The sequence below is a fragment of the Acinetobacter sp. TY2 genome (genome assembly GCF_046269225.1).
Lineage (GTDB): Bacteria > Pseudomonadota > Gammaproteobacteria > Pseudomonadales > Moraxellaceae > Acinetobacter.
In genome coordinates, this window is record NZ_JBJZOR010000007.1 from 133,585 (window position 1) to 156,373 (window position 22,789).

General features: G+C 37.0%; 19 protein-coding genes. 13 read left to right on the forward strand and 6 right to left on the reverse strand.

The genetic code is table 11. The features are described from left to right. Positions 1–143: 143 nt before the first annotated feature. Entirely contained in the window at positions 144–716 is a 573-nt protein-coding gene (locus tag ACK1JC_RS06580) for a PilZ domain-containing protein (protein ID WP_409511057.1), read from the reverse strand. A 23-nt stretch (positions 717–739) separates the two neighbouring features. Here ACK1JC_RS06580 and ACK1JC_RS06585 point away from each other — a divergent pair, with 23 nt between their 5' ends. The 3 genes from ACK1JC_RS06585 (at position 740) to ACK1JC_RS06595 (ending at position 5,227) form a co-directional block, all read left to right on the forward strand. After that, on the forward strand, positions 740–1,987 hold the full coding sequence (locus tag ACK1JC_RS06585; protein WP_409511058.1) for a lipoprotein-releasing ABC transporter permease subunit: 1,248 nt from the start codon (positions 740–742) through the stop codon (positions 1,985–1,987). Beyond that, positions 1,980–2,657: a lipoprotein-releasing ABC transporter ATP-binding protein LolD gene (lolD, locus tag ACK1JC_RS06590; protein ID WP_409511059.1), complete on the forward strand. Its 678-nt coding sequence runs from the start codon at positions 1,980–1,982 to the stop codon at positions 2,655–2,657. Before ACK1JC_RS06585 ends, lolD begins: the two co-directional genes overlap by 8 nt. A 98-nt stretch (positions 2,658–2,755) precedes the next feature. Next, positions 2,756–5,227 carry a DNA internalization-related competence protein ComEC/Rec2 gene (locus ACK1JC_RS06595; RefSeq protein WP_409511060.1) on the forward strand — a complete coding sequence of 824 codons (2,472 nt, stop codon included), beginning with the start codon at positions 2,756–2,758 and terminating at the stop codon, positions 5,225–5,227. A 55-nt stretch (positions 5,228–5,282) separates the two neighbouring features. On the opposite strand, the gene ACK1JC_RS06600 is transcribed toward ACK1JC_RS06595, so the two are convergent. Next, a complete protein-coding gene (locus tag ACK1JC_RS06600) occupies positions 5,283–6,263 on the reverse strand; it encodes a lysophospholipid acyltransferase family protein (protein ID WP_409511061.1) in 981 nt (326 codons plus the stop codon). Positions 6,264–6,401: 138 nt separating this feature from the next. On the opposite strand from ACK1JC_RS06600, the gene sppA reads away from it, so the two are divergent. Further along, positions 6,402–7,436 carry a signal peptide peptidase SppA gene (sppA, locus tag ACK1JC_RS06605; RefSeq protein WP_409511062.1) on the forward strand — a complete coding sequence of 345 codons (1,035 nt, stop codon included), beginning with the start codon at positions 6,402–6,404 and terminating at the stop codon, positions 7,434–7,436. A gap of 110 nt (positions 7,437–7,546) precedes the next feature. After that, positions 7,547–8,350, forward strand: a complete 804-nt coding sequence (locus tag ACK1JC_RS06610; RefSeq protein ID WP_409511063.1) for an alpha/beta fold hydrolase — start codon at positions 7,547–7,549, stop codon at positions 8,348–8,350. Between the two features lie 404 nt (positions 8,351–8,754). Here the strand turns inward: ACK1JC_RS06610 and namA are convergent, their stop codons facing one another. Further along, positions 8,755–9,837: an NADPH dehydrogenase NamA gene (gene namA / locus ACK1JC_RS06615; protein WP_409511064.1), complete on the reverse strand. Its 1,083-nt coding sequence runs from the start codon at positions 9,835–9,837 to the stop codon at positions 8,755–8,757. A gap of 110 nt (positions 9,838–9,947) precedes the next feature. Between namA and ACK1JC_RS06620 the strand changes: the two genes are divergently transcribed. Then, positions 9,948–10,328, forward strand: a complete 381-nt coding sequence (locus ACK1JC_RS06620; protein WP_409511065.1) for a winged helix-turn-helix transcriptional regulator — start codon at positions 9,948–9,950, stop codon at positions 10,326–10,328. Positions 10,329–10,580: 252 nt separating this feature from the next. Here the strand turns inward: ACK1JC_RS06620 and purN are convergent, their stop codons facing one another. Further along, positions 10,581–11,213 carry a phosphoribosylglycinamide formyltransferase gene (gene purN, locus ACK1JC_RS06625; protein ID WP_409511066.1) on the reverse strand — a complete coding sequence of 211 codons (633 nt, stop codon included), beginning with the start codon at positions 11,211–11,213 and terminating at the stop codon, positions 10,581–10,583. Between the two features lie 15 nt (positions 11,214–11,228). Next, positions 11,229–12,299 (reverse strand): phosphoribosylformylglycinamidine cyclo-ligase, encoded by a 1,071-nt coding sequence (purM, locus tag ACK1JC_RS06630; protein WP_409511067.1) that lies wholly within the window; start codon positions 12,297–12,299, stop codon positions 11,229–11,231. Between the two features lie 135 nt (positions 12,300–12,434). Here purM and cxpE point away from each other — a divergent pair, with 135 nt between their 5' ends. From cxpE to ACK1JC_RS06665, 7 genes are all read left to right on the forward strand, one after another. Then, complete coding sequence (gene cxpE / locus ACK1JC_RS06635; RefSeq protein WP_409511068.1) at positions 12,435–13,637, forward strand: chloramphenicol efflux transporter CxpE; 1,203 nt, start codon at positions 12,435–12,437, stop codon at positions 13,635–13,637. Between the two features lie 16 nt (positions 13,638–13,653). Continuing rightward, positions 13,654–14,361, forward strand: a complete 708-nt coding sequence (gene hda, locus ACK1JC_RS06640) for a DnaA regulatory inactivator Hda (protein ID WP_409511069.1) — start codon at positions 13,654–13,656, stop codon at positions 14,359–14,361. Positions 14,362–14,470: 109 nt separating this feature from the next. Next, a complete protein-coding gene (gene rbtA, locus ACK1JC_RS06645; protein WP_409511070.1) occupies positions 14,471–16,279 on the forward strand; it encodes a rhombotarget A in 1,809 nt (602 codons plus the stop codon). Positions 16,280–16,291: 12 nt separating this feature from the next. After that, positions 16,292–18,709: a CSLREA domain-containing protein gene (locus ACK1JC_RS06650; RefSeq protein ID WP_409511071.1), complete on the forward strand. Its 2,418-nt coding sequence runs from the start codon at positions 16,292–16,294 to the stop codon at positions 18,707–18,709. 185 nt (positions 18,710–18,894) lie between these two features. Next, positions 18,895–19,677, forward strand: a complete 783-nt coding sequence (locus ACK1JC_RS06655; RefSeq protein WP_409511072.1) for a tellurium resistance protein — start codon at positions 18,895–18,897, stop codon at positions 19,675–19,677. Between the two features lie 33 nt (positions 19,678–19,710). Further along, positions 19,711–20,829 (forward strand): toxic anion resistance protein, encoded by a 1,119-nt coding sequence (locus ACK1JC_RS06660; RefSeq protein WP_409511073.1) that lies wholly within the window; start codon positions 19,711–19,713, stop codon positions 20,827–20,829. A 47-nt stretch (positions 20,830–20,876) separates the two neighbouring features. After that, complete coding sequence (locus ACK1JC_RS06665; RefSeq protein WP_409511074.1) at positions 20,877–21,818, forward strand: hypothetical protein; 942 nt, start codon at positions 20,877–20,879, stop codon at positions 21,816–21,818. A gap of 103 nt (positions 21,819–21,921) precedes the next feature. Here ACK1JC_RS06665 and ACK1JC_RS06670 read toward each other — a convergent pair whose 3' ends face one another. Continuing rightward, entirely contained in the window at positions 21,922–22,530 is a 609-nt protein-coding gene (locus ACK1JC_RS06670; protein ID WP_409511075.1) for a DsbA family protein, read from the reverse strand. Between the last annotated feature and the right edge of the window lie 259 nt (positions 22,531–22,789).

Sequence of the window (22,789 nt, forward strand, 5' to 3'; positions counted from 1 at the left end):
GTTAAGATTATACAGAACGAATGGATACTTGAAATAGTCCATTTTTCATACCATTCGTTCTGCTATTTTTATTTAAAATAATTAAATTGTTTATAAATGAATTTGTTGTGCTTATTTTTTAATCACACCTTCAAGTAATAAGCTCAACTTGTTTCAATTTGTTGATTTTTAATGCATTGTGATAATTTCACCTTATCCTGTGGATGAAGTGTAACAAAGTATGCACCAATTCGATAACTCCCTTCATGATGAGGTTCAGAATAAGCGACTTGCGCAATGGCAGCAATATGAAAAAAATTTTCAGGATGGCTGAGTGTGACGTGTAAATAAGCGCCTTGTTTGACAGATGTATTGCTGTGAAAACTAAAACCACTCTCTGAAAAATTTACATGTTGAGGACTAGGTAACATACTTTGTACAATCGAATCGTACAAAGAACCAGTGATGAGGTTTAATTTTTGATTAAATAAGGATAATATTCGAGCAATTTGTTGATCTTTTTCACTTAATTGTTCCAATTCGTATTGAATCGCATGATCAAATTGATCTAATTCTGCAAGTAGTAGAAAATAGCGCGGTAATACAAAATTAGGATCGTATGGATCGTTAAGTGCAACTTCCTCAGCAATGACCTGATAGTTGATTCTTAATGCAGCATCGATTCGAGACATAACACGACGCTCGTTTCCATCATTTTGATGCTGTAACGTTTCCATAAAAACACCTCGGACTGGATGGTATGTTTAAACCAATCTCACTGTATATAGGGTTGAGATATACTCGCGCTCGGCGTAGCAATCACTTTATTTCTTTTATCGCTCTCGTATCCATGATCGGTCTGACCCTTGGGGTCGCTGTACTGATTACAGTTTTATCTGTTATGAATGGTTTTGACCGTGAGCTAAAAAACCGTGTCTTAGGTATGGTACCTCAAGCTACTGTTTCCTCAACACAAATATTAACAGACTGGCCCGTACTTGCAAAGAAAATTGAACAGCATGAACATGTCGCTGGCGTTGCTCCTTTTACCCAATTACAGGGGATGTTGACAGCACAAGGCACTGTTGCGGGGATTATGGTCACGGGGATTGAACCTAAATACGAAAAGAATGTTTCAATTATTCAGCAACACATGGTTGAAGGAAGCATTGATAAGCTACAAAAAGGTGAATACGGCATCGTTTTGGGTAAGCAAATGACGGATGGATTGGGTTTAAGACTCAATGACAGCGTCACGTTGGTTTTGCCTGAAGCAACACCATCACCTGCAGGTGTTGTACCCCGATTTAAACGATTTAAAATTGTTGGTATTTTTAGTATTGGTGCAGAAGTTGATTCAAGTTTAGGTTATATCGCACTCAATGATGCTTCTACGTTACTTCGACTACCTGATGGTGCACAAGGCATTCGAATGAAATTGGATGACATTTTCCTTGCACCACAAATGTCCAATGAAATTGTTCGTGACTTAAATCAATCGGGTCGTGGCAATTTTTATGCCTCTGATTGGACGTATACCCACGGTAATCTGTTTAGTGCTATTCAGATGGAAAAAACCATGGTTGCATTGTTACTCGTGCTGATTGTGATTGTTGCTGCATTTAATATCGTATCTTCACTTGTGATGGTCGTCACAGATAAGAAGGCTGATATTGCAATTTTGCGTACCCTTGGAGCTTCACCGAAAACCATTACTCAAATTTTTATGGTGCAAGGTACTGTAATTGGAGTGGTCGGTACAATCATGGGAACAATTTTGGGCATTACACTTGCATTAACAGTCAGTGATTTGGTCGGATGGGTGAGTACGGCATTTGGTCTGCATTTATTTGATGCCTATTTTATTAACTATTTACCCTCGTATTTGAAATGGCAAGATGTTGTGAAAATTGTCGTATTATCACTTGGCTTAAGCTTTATTGCGACCATTTACCCTGCATACCGTGCTGCGAAAATTCAACCTGCTGAGGCATTACGTTATGAGTAAATTGGTGCTTGAGGCAAAAGATATTTATAAATCCTTCAATGAAGGTAAAAACAATGTCGATGTGATTAAAGGTTTATCGCTTGCTATTGAACAAGGTGAATTTGTTTCAATTGTTGGTTCATCAGGTTCAGGTAAAAGTACGCTATTGCATATTTTGGGTGGACTCGATTTACCTACTCAGGGCAGCATTTTGTTGAATGGCAGACGCTTTGATCAATTGGGCGAAGCTGAGCGTGGTTTTCTACGAAATCAACATTTAGGTTTTGTTTATCAATTCCATCATTTATTGCCTGAGTTTACGGCACTTGAAAATGTGGCAATGCCGTTGATGTTGCGTAAAGATATGACCTTTAAAGAAACCAAACAAAGAGCAGAATATTTGCTTGAACGTGTTGGTTTAAGTCATCGTCTGACCCATCAACCAGGTGAGTTATCAGGTGGTGAACGACAACGTGTGGCTTTGGCTCGTGCTTTGGTGACTCGCCCACAATTGATGCTTGCTGATGAACCAACAGGAAATTTAGACCGTAATACAGCAGTAGGTATTTTTGAATTACTTGCCGATTTACGTAAAGAACTCAATATGGCAATGTTGATTGTGACGCATGATGAACAACTTGCTAAACAAGCCGATCGAGTTTTGCATATGCAAGATGGTTTATGGGTCTAACCAACTATATTCTTGGTCAATAATCCGATAGCGAACCTTGTTAGAGCTCATGTAAATGGGCTTTAATAGTATTATAAGAATAAAAATTGAAGATCATTATGTCTTTTTTACTGCTTTTGTTAGGGTGGATTGTCGGAATTTTGACAATAGGCAATATTTTTCCTAGCACTTTTCAATCGACTGTTTCTTTTGTTGCTACTGTGGTTTTTTTCTTGAGTGGCATTGGTTTATTACTGCCTTTTTTTAAAGCCAAATTGAGTTACTCTCCAATTTATCGCAGTATTTTTGGGATATTACTTAGCTTAAGTGGTTTTTTTGCGGGTCATTTTTATGCTAATACTCAATTAGATCAGCGGCTTGCTAAACGAGTCATGCACATTGAACAAGTTGATGCCATTATCTATATTTCACAGATCAGTCAGTGGGTATTGGATGATCCTTCAGGCGCGAAAATTCGTCAAAAAGCCGTTGTGCTCAATCAAGCACATTCACCGATGTTATGGACACTCAATATTAAGGAAGAATTACCATATGCCAATATGTTGCCGGGGCACTATTATCAGGTCAGTGGTAAAGTTCGACCTGCACATAGTTATGCGGTTCCCGGTGTATTTGATGCTGAAAAATGGATGCTACAAGACAATGTGATGGCAACGTTGCAGGTTAAAACAATTCAACCCGTCACAGCAAATGAAGTATCCAATCTTGGCTATAATTTTCAGCAGTTTATAGAAAAGCAAGCGAGCTGGAATGCACGCTTAAAACTTGCGGTTGAGCAAAAGCGCTTTGATTTTCGTGACTATTTATCTCGGCAACCTTTTCAGCAAAAAGGCTTATTGCTTGCCTTGCTGACAGGTGATGAAAGTCTACTGTCCAAAGAAACACAACAAATGTTTAAACGCTTGGGGATATCGCACTTATTGGCGATTTCAGGACCGCATGTGTTGATTTTTGCCGTACTTTTTTGTTTTGTAATCAATTTGTTGATTAAGCGTTTTAAACCTCAGATTTATCTGAAAATCCCACGACCCTATTTAATGCTTTTACCCTTTGTGCTTTGTGTTTGGTTATACACAGCTTTTGTTGGTTTTGAGATTCCGGCAATGCGCACATTATTGACCGTAATATTGATCAGCACCATTATTTTAATGCAACAACGTATGCGGGCATCGAGTATTTTAATCTTAAGTGCGGCTTTATTATTACTCTTTGACCCATTTAGTATTTTATCCGCTGCATTTTGGCTTTCTTATGGCGCATGTTTTATTCTAATTCGGGTTTATCAAACTATTCAGCAAAAAATCGAGCCTACAACTGAACATGAACAGGTTCAAACTTGGCGTGATAAAACTGTTTTGTGGCTAAAAGTACTGATTGAATCGCAATGGAAAATTTTTATTGCGTTATTTCCTTTAGTGATTCTTATTTTTCAGCAAGTGTCTTGGGCTGCACCTTTTGCAAATTTAATTGCTATTCCAATCATTGGTGCATTAATTGTTCCCATTGAGGTGATAGGTGCATTTTTATGGCTACTGTTTGAACCATTAGGAATGTTATTTTTTCAGCTTGCAGATGCCTGCTTAAGACTATTGCTGTGGATGTTGGGGTGTTTAGACAGTTTAATGGCATCGAGCTTACATTGGTTTGCCATGACACCATTGCTGATTTTTATGCTTTCACTTTCGGTGCTGATAATTTTTTTACCACGTGGCGTGATCCCAAAGGGTTGGGCGGTGCTGTGTGTCGTACCAATATTGTTGGGGGTGAAACATGATGATGCATTTCGCTTAAATATCTTGGATGTTGGTCAGGGGCAAGCCATTCATTTGCAAATGCCTAAGCATAATATGTTGATTGATACTGGTGGAAATTATGATGAAAGCAAGTTTAGTGTTGGACAGCAAATTATTATTCCGTATTTGATGCAACAAGGTATTAAACATTTGAACAGTGTTTTATTGACACATCTAGACCAAGATCATAGCGGTGCATTTAGCCGTGTCGCAGAGGAAATAAAAATAGATCAAGTTTTTTCCAATCAAAAAGATCAACGCTTTGATGGCTATCCTTTTGAATATTGCCATACAGGGCAGGTCTGGCAATATGGTCAGGTGAAAATAGAAGTATTGTCGCCACAATCTGCCGATTTAAACCAAGTTGCCAATAATCAAAATGAATTGTCATGCGTTCTATATATTCAAGCACTACAAGTTGGAAAAGGATATAAGAGTTTTTTACTCATGGGAGATGCAGGATGGGAAGCGGAGTATCAAATTTTACAACGCTATCCGCATTTGAATGTCGATGTTTTAGTTTTGGGACATCATGGTAGTCAGTACAGTTCATCCTTTGCATTTTTAAAACAGTTTCATCCTAAACTTGTGATTGCATCGGCAGGCTTTGGTAATCGCTATCATCATCCTAGTCCAATTACACTCGCTCGTTTACAGGCACTTAAAATTCCGCTACTCACAACTATTGATCAGGGGACAATTCAGTTCCAGTTAGACCATAACCATGAGATGCAAATACGTGAATTTAGGTCAGAAAAGACGTGGCTTAGACGTTGAAAATACACGATACACAAATTGATTTTAAAATTGAAAAATAGATAAGCAGAATAATCTATTCTGCTGAATCTATCTCTAAAGTATTTTGTTGATTCATCAAATTTTCTGTACGGATTTTCTCAATCAGTTGCATTGCCTCTTTATGTGGCAAATTATATAAGCGTCTTAATTCAGGATGTGCTTTGAAACGTTTATAACTCCAATGATAATGCTCAGGATAGCGTTCAATAAGATGCTCTAGTGTTTGATGAATCACATGTGTGCCATGTTCAGCAGAACCTTGGTAAATATCTTCAGAAATAGGTTCAATGAATAAATCAAACTGATCAGAATCCTCACAACGGATGGCATAGAGTAAGACCGTTCGTGCTTTGGTTTTTTGAATCAACTTAGCACTTAGACTGCTTGAAGCAAGAGGAATACCAAAATAGTCAACCATATCGCCACCAACATGTGGGGTATGGTCAGGGAGAATAACAGTTGTACCGCCTTGCTTTAAAGCTTTAAAAATTTGACGAACACCTGATTCATCCGTGGGAACCAAATGGGCTTGTTCACGACTACGTGCAGCTTTGACAAATGCATCTGCATCTTCATTCTTAATAGGTTTATACATAATGGTCATTTGGGTGTGTTGAGCAACCCATGCATTCATAATTTCCCATGTGCCAAAATGTGGAACAATTAACACCAAGCCTTTGCCTTGAGCTAAAGCTTCATGAAAATAAGATTCCCCCTGAATTTTTCGAATGCGTGAGATATTTTTTGTACTTGAACTGCCCCAAATAGCAAAAAATTCAAAGTAGGACTGTAATTCGTTACGAATTGCAGCTTGAGTAATGTATTCACGCTGTTGGCGGTTGTATTGAGGAAGGCAAATTTCAATGTTGAGCCGAATCGTTTTTGAGGTTTTTGTCGAATGAACAATATTTACGAAGCCTGCCAACATACGTGCAAAAAGACGTGAGAAACGAATTGAACGCTGACCTAAAAAATGAAGAAGGCGGGTCGTGGTTGAATTTGTTTTATGAGTCATATTCTTTCGGTAAGTTGTACTTGTATTAAAGACTAGCGTAATTTGAAAATAATTATAAGTTAATTTTGGCAGATTAGACAGATTATGCACATTCGTTGTATATAATGTTGTCTTAAAATTTTTATCTGGATTGAGTCTATGTCCGATTGGCCACCGAAACCACAAAATGACAATATAAATCAGCCCCAAACATCAGGGCAGCAAACAAGCGGGCAAGAATGGCAAATTCTAGAAAAAGTCGTGCTTGCATCTGTGGAAGAACAGCGTCGCAGTCGTAAATGGGGAATTGTTTTTAAAGGATTAACTTTCCTTTATATCTTTATCGTGCTTGGTATGATGATGAAGAGTTGTTATTTTTCAGGCGGTGAAGACGGTCTGAGTACAAGTGATACACATCTTGGTGTGGTTAATATTGTCGGTACAATTGAGTCAAGTAGTCAGGGTGTCAACAGTGAAGATACCATTAAATCACTAAAAAAAGCCTTTGCGACTACAAGCAGTAAAGCCGTGGTGTTGAATATTAACTCACCAGGCGGTTCGCCTGTGCAGTCCGATGATATTTGGCAAGAAATTCGTTACCAAAAACAACAGCATCCTGAAAAGAAAGTCTATGCTGTAGTTGGTGATATGGGGGCGTCAGGTGCTTATTATATTGCTTCGGCAGCCGATGAAATCTGGGTCAATCCTTCAAGCTTGATTGGTTCAATTGGTGTGATTATGCCAAACTATGGTGTCAGTGGCTTAGCACAAAAGTTGGGTGTTGAAGATCGTACGATGACATCAGGCAATAATAAAGACATTCTTAGTATGACTAAGCCTGTCAATCCTGAGCAAAAAGCGCATATTCAAGCTTTATTGGACAATGTTCATAGTCACTTTATTCAAGCTGTGAAAGATGGGCGTGGTACAAAATTGAAATCAAAAGATCCTGCTATTTTTTCAGGACTATTTTGGACAGGTGAGCAAGCGATTGAACTGGGTATTGCTGATAAAAAGGGTAATATCGAAACGTTAAAACGTGAGCTGAAAATCAATAAAACGGTTAACTATACAATTGAACATAGCCCATTCGATAGCGTGCTTGGTCGTATGGGGGCTCAAATGGGGCAAGGGATTGGTGAGGCTGTTGGACAAACTGTTGGTTTGAATCAGAATGATGTGAAAATGCAGTAAAGCTATTGCGGGAGCAAAAACTTCCGCAATTTTTTTTGCTTTAATATTTGAGTGATCTATGTGTTCAATGAAAACTGTAATGTAAAAAGATGGATGAAGAGATTAAAAATATGAGTCATAAGCCTTTAATTCATTTTGCACATGCCAATGGTGTGCCTGCACTTGTTTACAGTAAATTATTTGATTTATTGAAAGAACAATATGATGTGATTTATACACCAATTATTGGTTCTGATCATCGTTATCCAATTACAAATGGTTGGACGTGTTTAGCAGATCAAGTGATTGATAGTATTGTACAGCAAGCTCAGGGTCGTAAAGTTATTGCACTTGGTCATTCTTTAGGGGCTGTTTTGTCTTTGTTGGCTTCTAATAAAAGACCTGAACTATTTGAACAAGTTATCTTACTCGACCCTCCATTGATTGTGGGCAAAGCCTCATTTGTGATGATGTTGATGAAATATTTGCACCCCAAAATGTTAGATAAAATTACGCCTGCAGGTTTAAGTGCTAAACGCCGTGATCATTGGGATTCACGTGAGCAAGCGGCTGAATTATTGCGTCCAAAAGGTTTTTATCAATTGTTTGATGAAACCTGTTTTCAAGACTATATTAAATACGCACTTACGGAAGATCCTAGGCGAGGTGGGGTTGAATTGACCATTTCACGTGATGATGAAGTTAAAATTTTTAGAACCAATTCGACTCTATATTGGCTTCTAATGCCAAAGCCTAAAGTCCCAACGATTTTGGTTTCTGGAAAAGACAGTCCTTTTATCAAGCAGAAATTGCCTCAGGCAATCAAAAAGAAACTTGGTATTCCTTATGTAGTAATGCAAGGAGGACATATGTTTCCTTTGGAGTATCCGACTGAAACGGTTGAATTGGTTAAAACATTAATTCAAAATAAATGATTATTTAAGGATATGTTGAATAAGTTTATTCAATAATTTAAAAATCAATAATGATATTTTTTCAGAGATTTTTCCATTTTTGCCTCAACAGATAATTGTTACTGAATTTGATTTAGAAAATGATATCTGTTTTGCTGAAACAGATAGAGTTAGAAAGCTAGTGAGTTTTGCAGCGAATGTGTTGTGATTTATGAAAAATTCTAATGGATAAAAATTGGTTCTGATGTAGCGTTCTTTCCCGCAAGGAGCTTCTCAAAAAGCTTTTCAAATGTCGTTTTTTTAGTTCCGAAATTTGTCAGAATTGCCTAAAAAAGAATTAAATGTATTTATAAGATTTTTTTATTTGGAAATAACTGTACAAAAACCCTGATTAAAAATCAGGGTTTTATGCAATTTACTTTAGCTTAAGCACTTTTTTCAACTGAAATATTCAAAGGTGCTACTTCTGGTCGAGGAAGACTACGCTGCCATGCAGAACCATAACGGGTATATTGTGGTGGAACTACAATTTCTGTTTTCAAATCATCCGCTGCTGTACGTGCCCAGAACGGGTCTTTTAACATTTCTCGTCCAACAAGAACAATATCTGCACGCCCATTTTGTAAAATTTCTTCTGCTTGACGACCTGTTTCAATAAGACCTACAGCACCTGTCATAATCTTGAGTTCTTTACGTAACAATTCAGCAGCAGGTACTTGATAATTCGGGTAAGTATTGACTGGAACCATCGCAATACCGCCTGATGAACAATCAATAAGATCAATATCCTGTTCTTTCATCCATTGTGCATAAACTAGAAAATCTTCTAATGTATTACCACCTTCAACATAATCGGTTGAAGAAATTCGTAAGAATAATGGACCATCCCATTCACAACGCACAGCATCAATCACTTCTCGAACGATACGATAGCGATTTTCATGACTCCCACCATACAGATCAGTACGTTTATTTGCGAGTGGCGATAAAAACTCATTGAGCAAATAACCATGCGCACAGTGAATTTCGATGACATCAAAGCCAGCTTTTTTTGCTCTCGCTGCGCCTAAACGAAACGCTTCAACTACCTCTTGAATTTGTTCAATATTCATTTCTTGTGGAACACGTGATTCAGCCGTATAAGGAATGGCAGAAGGTGCAATAGAGGGTAAATCAATTCCTAGTTGACGACCCGCATGACCGAGTTGAGCACCTGCTTTCGCACCAAAACGTTGAATTACTTCAATCACGCGACTTAAACCTTCGACATGATGATCATCCCAAATACCAATATCACCTGGACCGATTGGACCATTGGGTAATACAGAAGCAGTTTCCAGCATGATCAAACCTGCACCACCTAAAGCACGTGCACCATAGTGAACAATGTGAAAGTCAGTGATGTAGCCATCTACTGTTGCTGAGTGCATGCACATTGGAGACATTGCAATTCTGTTTTTAAATACAGTATTTCGGATGGTAATGGGGTGAAATAAAAGAGCTGACATTGTTTTCCTAATAGAGTTTGTATTTGACTGCAATAATGGTACATACTAATAAAAATTGTTTATACGCTAAAAATATTCCACTACTTACCAAAAGGTAACCATAAATTATTATGACCAAACTTCGTAACTACGATTCTGCACCCGGATGCTCAATGGAAGCTGCTTTACATATCCTTGGCGGGAAATGGAAAGGGGTTATTTTATTTCATCTTTTTAAAGATGGAACTTTACGCTTTAGTGAGCTACAGCGTCATTTGGTCAGTATTAATCAAAGATTGCTTACTAAACAATTACGTGAGTTAGAAGAAGATGGTTTGGTGATTCGGACGGTGTATCCAGTTGTCCCGCCAAAAGTGGAATACTCACTAAGTGAAGAGGGGAAAGAATTGCATCACTTGATTTTGGAGCTAAGTCTTTGGGGAAGAAAATGGCTTGAGCGAAGAGGGTTAAAAACTGCAATTGATGAAAATTTAGATGCATTAAAAATTTGATTTAAAGACTTAAAAAGCGAAGTTTATAGATATTTTGCTTTGTATAACTGTTTTATAAACTCTTAAAAAATTCTAAAACTAATAGAATACACCATATAGGAAATAAGCTATATTCGTTTAATTATTTCAATAAGTTATAATTCATAAAAACAGCCTGATTTAAATAACTGGGCTGTTTTAAGTGACATTTCATTATTCAACCTATTCCATAAAAAACGCATCCTAAGATGCGTTTTTATTGATAATAGAATCTTAAAACTGACAAAACTGAATAGGTTTATCGAGTTTTTGACCTTTGTAGTGAACGTCACCATTGTCTAAATGCTGAATCGTACCATTACAAATCCATTCAATGGCTTGAGGATAAATTAAATGCTCAAGTACATGAATGCGATTACTGAGAGTTTCTACAGTATCATGTAAGCCGACTTTTAACACACCTTGTGTTAAAGCCTGACCTGCATCAAGTTCAGTAGTTACATAATGTACAGTACAACCATGCAACACATCGCCAGTATTTAACACACGTTGATGGGTATGCATACCTTTGTAATTCGGCAAAAGAGAAGGATGAATATTCACCATTTTACCTTGCCAAGATTGTACAAATGAAGCACTTAAAATACGCATGAAACCTGCAAGAATCACTAAATCAACATCCCAATCAAGCAATTGTTGATGCATTACAGCATCAAATGATTCACGATTTGGATATTTTTTATGCTCAATAATTGCAGTGGCAATACCTGCCTGCTTCGCACGTTTTAAAGCATAGGCTTCAGGCTTATTGGAAATAACACCGACAATTTTCCCTGAAAGATTGGCATCAATCAGGGCTTGTAGGTTACTTCCACTGCCTGAAACGAGGACAGCAATTTTAATCATTTTCTTGACTTAGGCTTATGCAAAAATCACACGGATTTTTTCATCAGCACCTTCAACAGATTCAGTATTGTCAACAATGTGACCCATTGCCCATGCTTTTTCGCCAAGTGTTGTTAAAAGTTCAACAGTTTTATCAGCTTCAGTTGCATCCACAACAAGAACCATGCCTACGCCACAGTTAAATGTGCGATACATTTCGAACTGTTCAACACCACCTTCTTTTTGAAGAAGTTGGAATAATGTTGGCCATTCCCAAGAAGATTCATTGACAATTGCTTGAGCGCCATTTGGCAGTACACGAGGTAAGTTACCTGGTAAACCGCCACCTGTGATGTGCGCCATTGCATGAACATCTACATGTTTAAGCAACTCAAGAATAGATTTTACATAAATGCGAGTAGGTTCCATTGCAACATCTGCAAGTGGGCGACCATCAACGATTTGTGTAAGGTCGACGTTTTTCACGTCTAGAATTTTGCGAAGTAAAGAGTAGCCATTTGAGTGTGCGCCTGAAGAAGCTACACCAATCAATACGTCACCTGATTTTACTTTAGTACCATCAATAATTTTGCTTTGCTCAACGACACCTACGCAGAAACCTGCAAGATCGTAGTCTTCGCCTTCATACATACCTGGCATTTCAGCAGTTTCACCACCGACCAATGCACAACCTGCAAGTTCACAACCCGCACCAATTCCTGTTACGACATTGGCAGCAACATCGACATTTAGGTGACCTGTTGCATAGTAGTCTAAGAAGAATAATGGTTCAGCACCACATACAAGTAGATCATTTACACACATTGCAACCAAGTCTTGACCAATTGTGTCATGACGGTTTAAGTTAAGTGCTAAACGTAATTTTGTACCGACACCATCTGTACCAGATACAAGAACAGGTTCTTCATAACCTTTTGGGATTTTACACAGTGCGCCAAAGCCGCCTAGGCCGCCCATTACTTCAGGACGTTTTGTGCGTTTAGCGACTGATTTGATTCGATCGACTAATGCGTCGCCCGCTTCAATGTCGACACCTGCGTCTTTATAGCTTAAACCAGTGTTTGGGGTAGAAGATGAGTTGCTCATATTTGAAGTCTCCGCATTGGCGCGGAGATTATACCCGAATATACGAAACTCTTATGTTATTTATGCACTAAAATGCTATCTTTATTTAAATATTTTACTTTCTATAATGATTAAATCTGAAAAAGGCGTGATTAGATGCACGATCGGACTTTAAAACGAATTTTCATCCTTGCAGGCATTGCTCTGTTGCTTTGGGTTTTATATTTATTGAAACCTGTTGTTGTACCTTTTGTTGCTGCATTTTTAATTGCTTATTTATTTAGTCCAATTGTAGAAAAACTAGATCGTTTTCTACCACGTTGGTTGGCGATTTCGACTGTATTTATAGGTATTGGTGTTGTGATCACTTGGGCGATGTGGTTCCTTGTTCCCTTGGTTTGGAAACAGCTTATGTATGCCCGCGACAGTATTCCCGCAGGTATTCATTGGGTGAACTCAACGCTTTTACCTTGGGTATCCCAAACATTTAATGTTGAACACATGGAAATTGATACTGATCAGATGTCTAAGGTCATTATGGATTATGTGCAAACCAACTATAGTGTTGACAGCGTCCAATCTCTTGCACTCAAAATTGCCCAATCAGGTCTAAGCTTTATTCAACTTGGCGGCATAGTGGTGCTTATTCCTGTGATTGCCTTCTATTTTATGTTGGATTGGAACCGCATGTTGCAAAGCATGAAAGGACTCATCCCACGTCAATATAAACAAAGTACATTAAAAATTGTCAGTGAATGTCACAGTGTTTTAGGTGCATTTGTAAAAGGACAATTTTTAGTGATGATTCTCCTCGGTATTATCTATGCCGTAGGTTTGCAACTGATTGGACTTGAAGTTGGTTTAATTATTGGTATGGTTGCAGGATTATGTAGCATTATTCCTTATTTAGGTTTTGGTGTTGGAATCGTTGCTGCTGTGATTGCTTGTTTTTTCCAATTTGGTATGGATCCAAAACATCTATTGATGGTGTTGGCTGTATTTGGAATTGGGCAACTTGTTGAAGGTTATATTTTACAACCATTTTTATTGGGCGATAAAATTGGCTTATCTCCAGTTGCCGTGGTCTTTGCTGTACTTGCAGGTGCACAGCTAGGTGGTTTTGTTGGAATGCTTATCGCACTTCCTGTTGCCGCTGTCATTGTTGTACTACTCAAGCATGTTCGTGAGTATTATGAAAAAACGCCATTTTTTCAGTCTGAACCGACAACAGTCACTTTGCATAACCAAGGGGCGAGTGAATTGATTTCGGTACAAAGTGAACAGCTTGACCTTGATATTGAAATTAAAAACACGCAAGATACAGATGAAAAGGTAAAAACAAATCAAGATCCACTTTAAGGAATGAAATAAATATATGCGTCAATTGCAGTTGGATATAGAGCCTCAACTGGATGCTAGAATTAGTGATTTTTCTGGACCCGGATGGGGACCTGTAATTGATGCAATCCGCCAGCTTCATACAGGATTAATGGATCGGTTCTATATATATGGGGGTGCTGGTACAGGAAAGAGCCATTTACTTTCTGCAATTTGTGATTCCTATTTGGAAATAGGAAAAACGGCAATAAAAGTTTCATTACTTGAATTACTTGATGCTCCTATTGAAGCAATTACTTCACTTGAACGCTATGATTTAGTCGCATTAGATGATATTGAGGCTATTAGTGGTGTGCCACATTGGCAAAAAGCAGTTTTTCATTTAATTAATAATAATAATGAAGGTGGTGGTCAATTAGTCTTCTCATCACGTGTAGCACCCATCGAATTAAAACTTGAATTACCCGATTTACAATCTCGATTAACCCAAGCAGTAAGTGTAAAAGTGCCAGCTGGTCATTCACATGCAGATCGTCAAGCACTCTTAAATTCAGTATTGGTTCGTAGGGGTGTACATTTTGACCCACAGATAACGGAATATTTGCTATTACATGGACCACATCAAACCAGTACACTGTTGCAATCGGTTGATCGTTTAGAAAAATTACTTAAGGGTGAAAAGACAAGACTGTCAAATGCAACCTTAAAACAAATCTATGCCTTGATTGATGAATACAGACAGTAATTAAAAATTCTTGAGAATTTTATTGAGCTGTGACAAAGTACGCGAAAAGGATTAAAGCCTGTTTTTTGGGCTGCGACGCAAATAATTAAAATAAACCAAGGAGACGATAATGCTCAAACGGGGCATAAGCTTAGGATTATTGTGTATTACAGGGCATGCTTATAGTGCAAATATTACGGTCAATACAACAGAAGATGTTGTAAAGGCGGATGCACAATGTTCTTTACGTGAAGCAATTACATATATCAATCAGGGGATGCCTGAGGCGGGATATAATGGTTGCGGTGGTAAAGATGCATCAAGCATCATTGAATTGGTCGGAAAGTCAGAATATAAAATCAATAGTCAATTGACGATTTCTAAGCCTCTCTTAATTAAATCTGTCTATGAAAATGCAGCTATAGATTCACTTTTAGGTAAAAATAATGCTGTTATTAAAATGGCAGGTAAAGATCGTATTTTTTTGATTGACCGTACGCTCGCACCAAATTTCGATCAAGTGACAGATAAAGACAGTCTAATTACAGCCTCATTGAATGAAATTACTTTAAATGGTTGTGATCAAGACAGTTGTGCAGATCAAGGCGGCTTGATTTTTAACAAAGAAAATATATTGCTGCAATATGCTCAGTTATTGAATGGTAAGGCACGACAAGGTGGAGCAATTTATAACGCAGGTGCATACACAGAAAGTAAGCCATTAAGTAGCGTTGGAGTCACAAACTCATTACTTCGCGGCAATACTGCAAATCAAGGTGGTGTGATCTATAGTGTCATGCCACAGTTTATTGTGACGAACTCAGTAGTTCGTGATAATGAAGTAAAGAATGCAGATGCAAGCCTTTTTGAAAGTGAACAGGCTTTTGATGAAAAGACAAGTAATAACATTGGCACGACCTCAGGGCGTGGCATGATTAATACAACTATGTTTAGTAATAAAGGCTATACCATCAAAGTCATGGATGGAATGATGGTCAATAACATTACGATGGTCATGAACACGAAAGGCTTAATTATAAATGCACCATTTAAAAATGCTTATGTAGTAAATAGTATTTTGGCTAAAAATGGTACAGAAGATTGTCGTGTTATTGCGGGTGCTGAAGCCAATAAAATTAGTAATAACCTTTACTCAGTGGGCTGTGCAGGCAGTGCATCACAACTGATTGGCACGGCAAATTTAATTGCTGGCACGAGTGTCGAAGGTAAGTGTGATGTCAATTCAGATGGCTTACTGTGTCCTTTTGCTGAGTCAGACAAAACGATTTTAGGTTATTTTAGACCGCGCTTATTGACTAACTACACAACATTAGCGGATTCATTGATTGTCAATAAAGGACCTCAAACGGGTAGTGATTTGATGTCTTGTATTACTGCCGATCAACGTGGTTTATCAAGACCTGGTAGTGTTGAGCTATGTGATCGTGGTGCAATAGAGCTTGTAGTCGATAAAACAACAACTACAAGTGTTGGTAAAGATATCTTTTATGGTGAGATAGCGAAATTTACGCTAGCAGATCAATTGCAAGATGGAGACTTAATTACACCTGCACAATGTAAAGTCATTATGGGGAGTGAGCTCGATCCACAAGGTAAAACATGGTTGCCTGGTTGTCTTAAAGTTGTACAAACGAATACACCATCAAAAGGAGCTCTCAGCATAACGCAGGAAGGTGACATCACTTATGTGCCTAATGGAAATTGGCATGGTGCAGATGAATTTAATATTTTAGTGGTAACGACTACAACACGTTTCAATGATTCTAGAAATCCTTATATTGAAGTACCTGCGAAAGTCGTTCAGGATCCGCCGAATACTTTTGAAGATAAAAAAGTAAAAACATCAGGTGGAAGTACAGGTATTTTTGCACTACTTGGATTAATCGGTTTGGTTGGTTTCCGTAGGTTTAAAAAATAGTAGGAATTCAGGATGAAAAACTATAAAAAAGGAATACTCGCACTCGCAATTTTATCAACGATGTCACTGATGGCAGCTGAAGATAAAACCATTTACGTCACAACTTTTGATGATGAAGATGGGGAAAATGTTGAAAAATGCTCTTTACGAGAGGCAGTAACGGCTGCTTCTACGCATAAAGCATATGGAGGTTGTCCTGTTGGGCAAGTTGATGCTTCAATGACCAATGTTATTCAACTTGACGAGGGTGAGTATAAGCTGACACGTGAATTACAACCCAATTCTTCGCTTTCAATTTTAGGTAAATTACCTGCTAATTATCGTAAAGCGGATGTATTAACAAATACATTTCCTGCAATAACTGCACTTAAAACCACGATTAGTGGACAAGGGAAGTCACGTATTTTTAATACGACAAATTTAAAAAAACCTGCTTTGAATTTAACCAATATAATTTTAAAAGATGGCTATTCTTCAGATACAGGTGGTGCTTTATATTTGGGAAGTACATCAGTACTAACTAACGTACAGATTTTAAATTCAAAAGCAAAATCTGGTGGTGCAATTTTTCTCAATGATATTGACACGGGTTTAACAATTAATCGTGGAATTATTCAGGGTAATGACGCAACCGAAGGTAGTGTCTTGGCAATGACGTGTAATGATAACCTTGTATATACAAATCGAACGATTAATGTAACGGGTGCTAGTATTTTGGGGAATGGCTCAAGTAGTAGTTTAAGTACGATGACTTTCTGTGGTCAGCCAACAGCTATATTTACCGCAAATACAATTACCAATAACATTGCAAATGCACAGTCAGGTCGAATTTTTCAATTTAGCTCAAAAACACCTGAAAAATCTATTAATCTAAGTCCGAGTGCATCTTTGGCTTTAGTGAATAATACCATTGTTAAAAATAATGCGTTTTCTACGTTATTGTATAATTCACGGGGTATTAAGTCAGTACAATACAATATTCTTGCTTTTAATGAGGGTGGTAAATCTTGTCGTTATGCAGATGGTGATGTTACAGAAGTGAAGGGGAGTAACTTCCTTAATATTTATAATGCTATAAAACTTGCAAGTGATAATGATCAATGTGAAACAGCCAAAGAACTTCTTACAGATGAAGTTAAAAAGACTTTGGTTGATGTAAGTGATGTTAACCCAGATACCGTGCTCAGTACGCTACAGACACCTACAGAATATACAGCGTTTATGCCGATGTATTTTCTTAAAAATTTAAATACAGACAAAGATCTTGTCGATATTGGTTCTACAGGATGTGCTGGAACAGATCAGCGTGGTATGACACGTATTTTAAATCGAGATACGACTGATACGAGTTGTGATCTTGGTTCTACAGAAATTCTAAGTTTAACAGCAACGGATTTGGCAACAATAAATACATCTGTTGTACCTATTATAAATAACTACCAAAAAGAATATGATACGTTTAAAGGCTTAATTGATAATAAAGAGACGAACCCTGAATATTTACCGTATTATAATATTATGATGAATAATTATAATACTTTACTTAATAATACCAAGTCAGATCAAAAATATAGAACCTTATTTATAGACCCATTTGCACTTAATTTACCTGATGAGGCTGTTCGTGCTGATGGAGGGCGCGAGATCAAGCATTTAACGACAGAAAATTATGATGTTACAGTTGAAAGTTTAGGCACAGGAAAATTGGATGAGAAAAAACAGTTTGTTGGACGAATTGATCCTGCCTTGCGCTGTGAATGGAATAAGGAACTGAAACAGGTTCTGATGTATCGTACAGATGATTTCATTACTGCAACAGGTGATAATGAGTTCTGTAAATATACTTTGACAATGAAAGGATCTAATCCTGTGAAGAGTTCAAGTGCCTACATCGTTGCGAATTTTATAAACATTGCACCAATTGCAAAAGATGCGAACTTTAACATTCAACATGGTACAGATCAAAAAATTGATATTAATTTACTCGATCAAACGAATGATGATGGGGATGGCCTAGTCAGTCAGTTGTCGAATAACCCCAATAAATCACGTTATTATTTAAATGCAGCAGGTCAAGATTTGGCAATTCGCATTTCAAGTTTGCCTGATCCTGTGGCGGTTACTGCTGAACGTAGTGGTCCATGTCCAGGTAATGATAAAAAATTAACCTGTTTAGGTGGGAAAATTACCGTACAAATCAAAAATACATTAGATCCATTTGACTATAAATTTAACTATATGGTTTATGATGCTGATGGTTTGGTTTCAAATACAGCAACGGTCACATTGAGTAATTCAGCATCTACACCAAGCGCACGTAGCGGTGGTGGTGCAACGGGTATATTAGGTCTGTTAGGGTTATTTAGTTTGATTGGTTTGCGCCGTTTTTACAGCCTAAAAAAGTCAAGAGTTAATTTTTTCCATAACTGATTTAAATGGTTATTGGGAGTTAAAGAAAGCCAATGATTTCGATCATTGGCTTTTTTATAAATTGATTTTAAGTCGGGGAAATAGAATTGTAGTGATTTTGCACAAAAGCATGTTTTTATTTGCAATTTGTTGATTTGAGCCTTATATAAAAATAATATAAATTCGTATATTGAATAAGCATTGCTATGACCGCTTTGATTCCACTTGATCAGATAAATATTGATCCGGATCATCTCTTATATATTAAACGCCATCATCTTGTTCCATTACTTGATGATCAAATGCGCCTTAATCATTTTGCCGATCAAATTGTGCAAGCACAAGCTGTTGTTTTAAATGGTATTGACCCAAAATTAAATCAGCAATTGGGGCAGGTTATTGGTCAAATTGTTACTCAATTGAACAATTCAACAAAGGTAATGAAAAATAAAAAATTTAACGTGCTACAAAAATGGTTAGGCATTGATCTTGAGTTTGGTTCAGCAAAAATTAAATATATGCAGGATCTTGATCTGTTGGTGAAGGAAGCGGGTGTTTTGTCACAACGATTACAATTGGAAATTCAGAAATCACAGACTAAGTTTTTGCAAGCCACAGGTTATCGGGAACAAATGGCAGGATATATTGTGGCTGCTTCAGAATTTTTAGATGAATATCCACAATTTATCAAAACAAGACATCCACTTGATAATTTTGCTGAGCGATTATCTAAAAAAATTAATACTTTGCAGACTTTACAGGCGAGCAATGATATTGCAATGTCGCAAATGATATTGACACAACAATTGTCTATGAGCCTACTTGACCGTTTTAAAGAGGCAGAGCAGGTACTGATTCCTGCATGGCAATATCATGTGCAACAAAGCCAGCAACATCAACAATATTCTCAGACTCAACTTGATAAAAGTCGAGAAAAGTTGATTCAAACACTGCAAGATTCTTTGGATCGAGCGACATCAAAAACTTAAGTACATCATTAAAATATAATTAGGGGCGAAAAAATGTCAGATCAAAAGCAGAATCTTCCTGTTGAGCAGTCAATGGAACTACAACAAAGATTTGAACAACTCAGCCTTAGAGAAATGGGGTTGCAGGAAACAGATTATGCCGATGTCATGACTGCACGCAAAGAGCTTGCAGATATGAATCCGACAGCAGTTGCAGAATACGGTAAGGGAATTGCGACACGGACATCTGTATATACCGATGAGTTGTTGGGCATGGTGAAAAATAAAGACCTTGATGCTACAGGGCAAAAACTCAATGAAGTTGTACAGGTTGCGCAACAATTAAATACGTCAAGTATTTTAAATAAATCGAAGAATAGTGGCTTTTTAGGTGGTTTACTTAATAAATTTAAAGGTGCAAAGCAAAGTTTTGACCAGAATTTTAATAGTACCAAAGAGCAGATTGATACTTTAGTAAAAGAAATTGAAAGTTCGCAAAATGGTTTAAAAACGCGTGTTGGTACACTCGATAAAATGTTTGATGGTGTACAAGATGAGTATAAACAACTCGGAATTTATGCTGCTGCGGGTAAATTGAAACAGCAGGAAATTCAACAGGAAATTACGGCATTAACGGCACAAGAGCAAGATCAGCAGACAGGGCAAAAAATTTATGACCTAAATCACTTAGCCAATAATTTGGAAAAACGAGTGAGTGATTTATTGATTCTACAACAATCTGCGATGCAAACATTGCCGATGATTCGCATTATTCAATCTAACAATTTAATGCTGGTTGATAAATTTTATGCGATTAAAAACATTACTTTACCTGCTTGGAAAAACCAAATTAGTTTGGCAATTTCACTGCAAGAACAGAAAAATAGTGTTCAACTTGCCAATACGATTGATGATGCGACCAATGAATTATTAAAACGTAATGCAGATTTACTGCATCAAAATTCTGTTGATACAGCAAGAGCCAATCAGCGTTCAGTCATTGATATAGAAACGCTTGAGCATGTACAGAATAGCTTAATTAAAACAGTTAATGATGTAATTCAGATTCAGAAAGAAGGCATGCAAAAACGAGATGAAGCCACAGTGCGAATTAAAGCATTACAAGGTAATTTACAACAATTGGTCTTAGATAATGTTTCAGGTAAATCTTGAATATAAGTCTATAATTTTAATTATGTTTTTGAGGAGTATAAAATAAGTTGGCTGATTATCAGACACTGAAAAATAAGCATGATCCTGTTCAAATACAACAAATTGAAACAGGTTTACATGTTTTACAACGCCGTCGCAATCATATCATGGTCATGGCGATTGTGAGTTGTACAGCCCTAATTTTCAGTGCAATATCGCTTTATGTACAACAAGATTTTATTTATCAATGGTTTGGAGTAAGTGAACAGATTCGGCAATTACATATTCCATTTGCTGTTGATGGTGACTTAAAAGCGTTTTTACATCAGCCTGATTATGTTTGGAATTTACTTTCATGGTTTGGTTGGCTTTTTTTGAAAATGGTGGTGTCCTTTATTGGCGCATTTATCTCTATTTCATTTTTAAAAAGAATCAAATTTTTCCGCATTCGTTTTCAGTCATTCATACTGAAATTTATTGGGTGGCTCATCGCTTTTATTGTGCTATGGTCAGGTTTAACGTATGTACAGTATGACTTGCGTGATGATGAAGATAACCAAGTTCAAAAAATGATTGAATATAAAGATAATATTCAGCAAAGCCAGCTATATGATTACTTGCAAAAAACTGAAACTAAACCAACCGTACAGGCATATTTATTGGCTCAAGCAGCACTGATGCATGGAAAATCTGATCGAGATGTCGCATTGGCATATAATACACAGTTGGTTCAAGCAGAACGCACAGATCCGCATTTTTTAGAATATGGTTTTAAGGCGGAACAGCTTTGGGCGATTCAGCACCAACTTTATGGTAAGTCTGAAACCCCTATAGCAAAGTCGATTGATGCTGTGGTGAATCGTGCACAAGTTTGGTCAGATCGAGTAAAATCTATTTTGATCGTAATCACAACAATTTTTGCTGTATTGAGCGTGATTCTTTACTTTTTAAGCCAACGATTAGCAGCTCGGATACAGCGTATTGGTGAACAAATGAAGAATTCGTTATAAGTCAGTCTTAAATAATATAATCATTTTTAATCAAAAAATATTATTAAAAGCGAGGAAAATAAATATATCTCCTCGCTTTTTTAGTCATTAAACAACGAGTATTTTAAGCTGTTGCAACAAGCAATTTTTTTAAATCGAGCGTTGAGAAACTTTCATCTTGAATTTGCCCATCCACAATATAATAGGGTGTTGGATGCTTACCGAGACTTTGCACATATTGAGTAATTTCTGCTTGTTTATCGGCTATTTCTTGGTGCTGAATTGAGCGTAAAATTTTAGTACCATCTAAGCCCATACCTTCAATAATACTTCTCATAACTTCAGGGTTGGAAATATCCTTACCATGTGAAAAAACCGCATGGAAAATAGCTTGTGTCAGTGCAAATTTGTCAAAATTATTATTCAGTGCGAGAATTGCCTGGTGTGCTAAGCGACTGTTTGGCATACGTTTCATATGCTCAACATCAACCGTTAAGTCTTCACTATAAGCTGCAAACTTTGCCATATCTAGTTTACGATTGGCTTCTTTAGAACCATATCTTTCAGTTAAATATTGGTAAACATTTAAACCTTCTTCTGGAATTTCAGGAAGGACTTGTACAGGGAGGAGCTCAATTTTATTTGCTGTTGCTTGATCCCAATGTTTTTTTAACTTTTCAAAAGCAACGTAACTCATGGGATAAACAATATCAAATACAAATTCAATTTTCATATCGGTCTCATCCGTTTTATTTCATTATATGTTGACTAAATAGATAGCAATGATTATTGAATCATTACATTGATTTCAGCACCGCTTTCTTAATTTTTTCTTAAAGCTATGTAAGATTATGTGTGCAGTGTTGAGTCGTTTGTGTAGTTCTAGGATGTTTATATTTGGCTTTTAAGTTTTTTAAACCGTCTTAAAATTCAAAAAACCGATTATAAATATAAAAACAACCTGTTTCCTCTATTCTATGATTTAACGTATT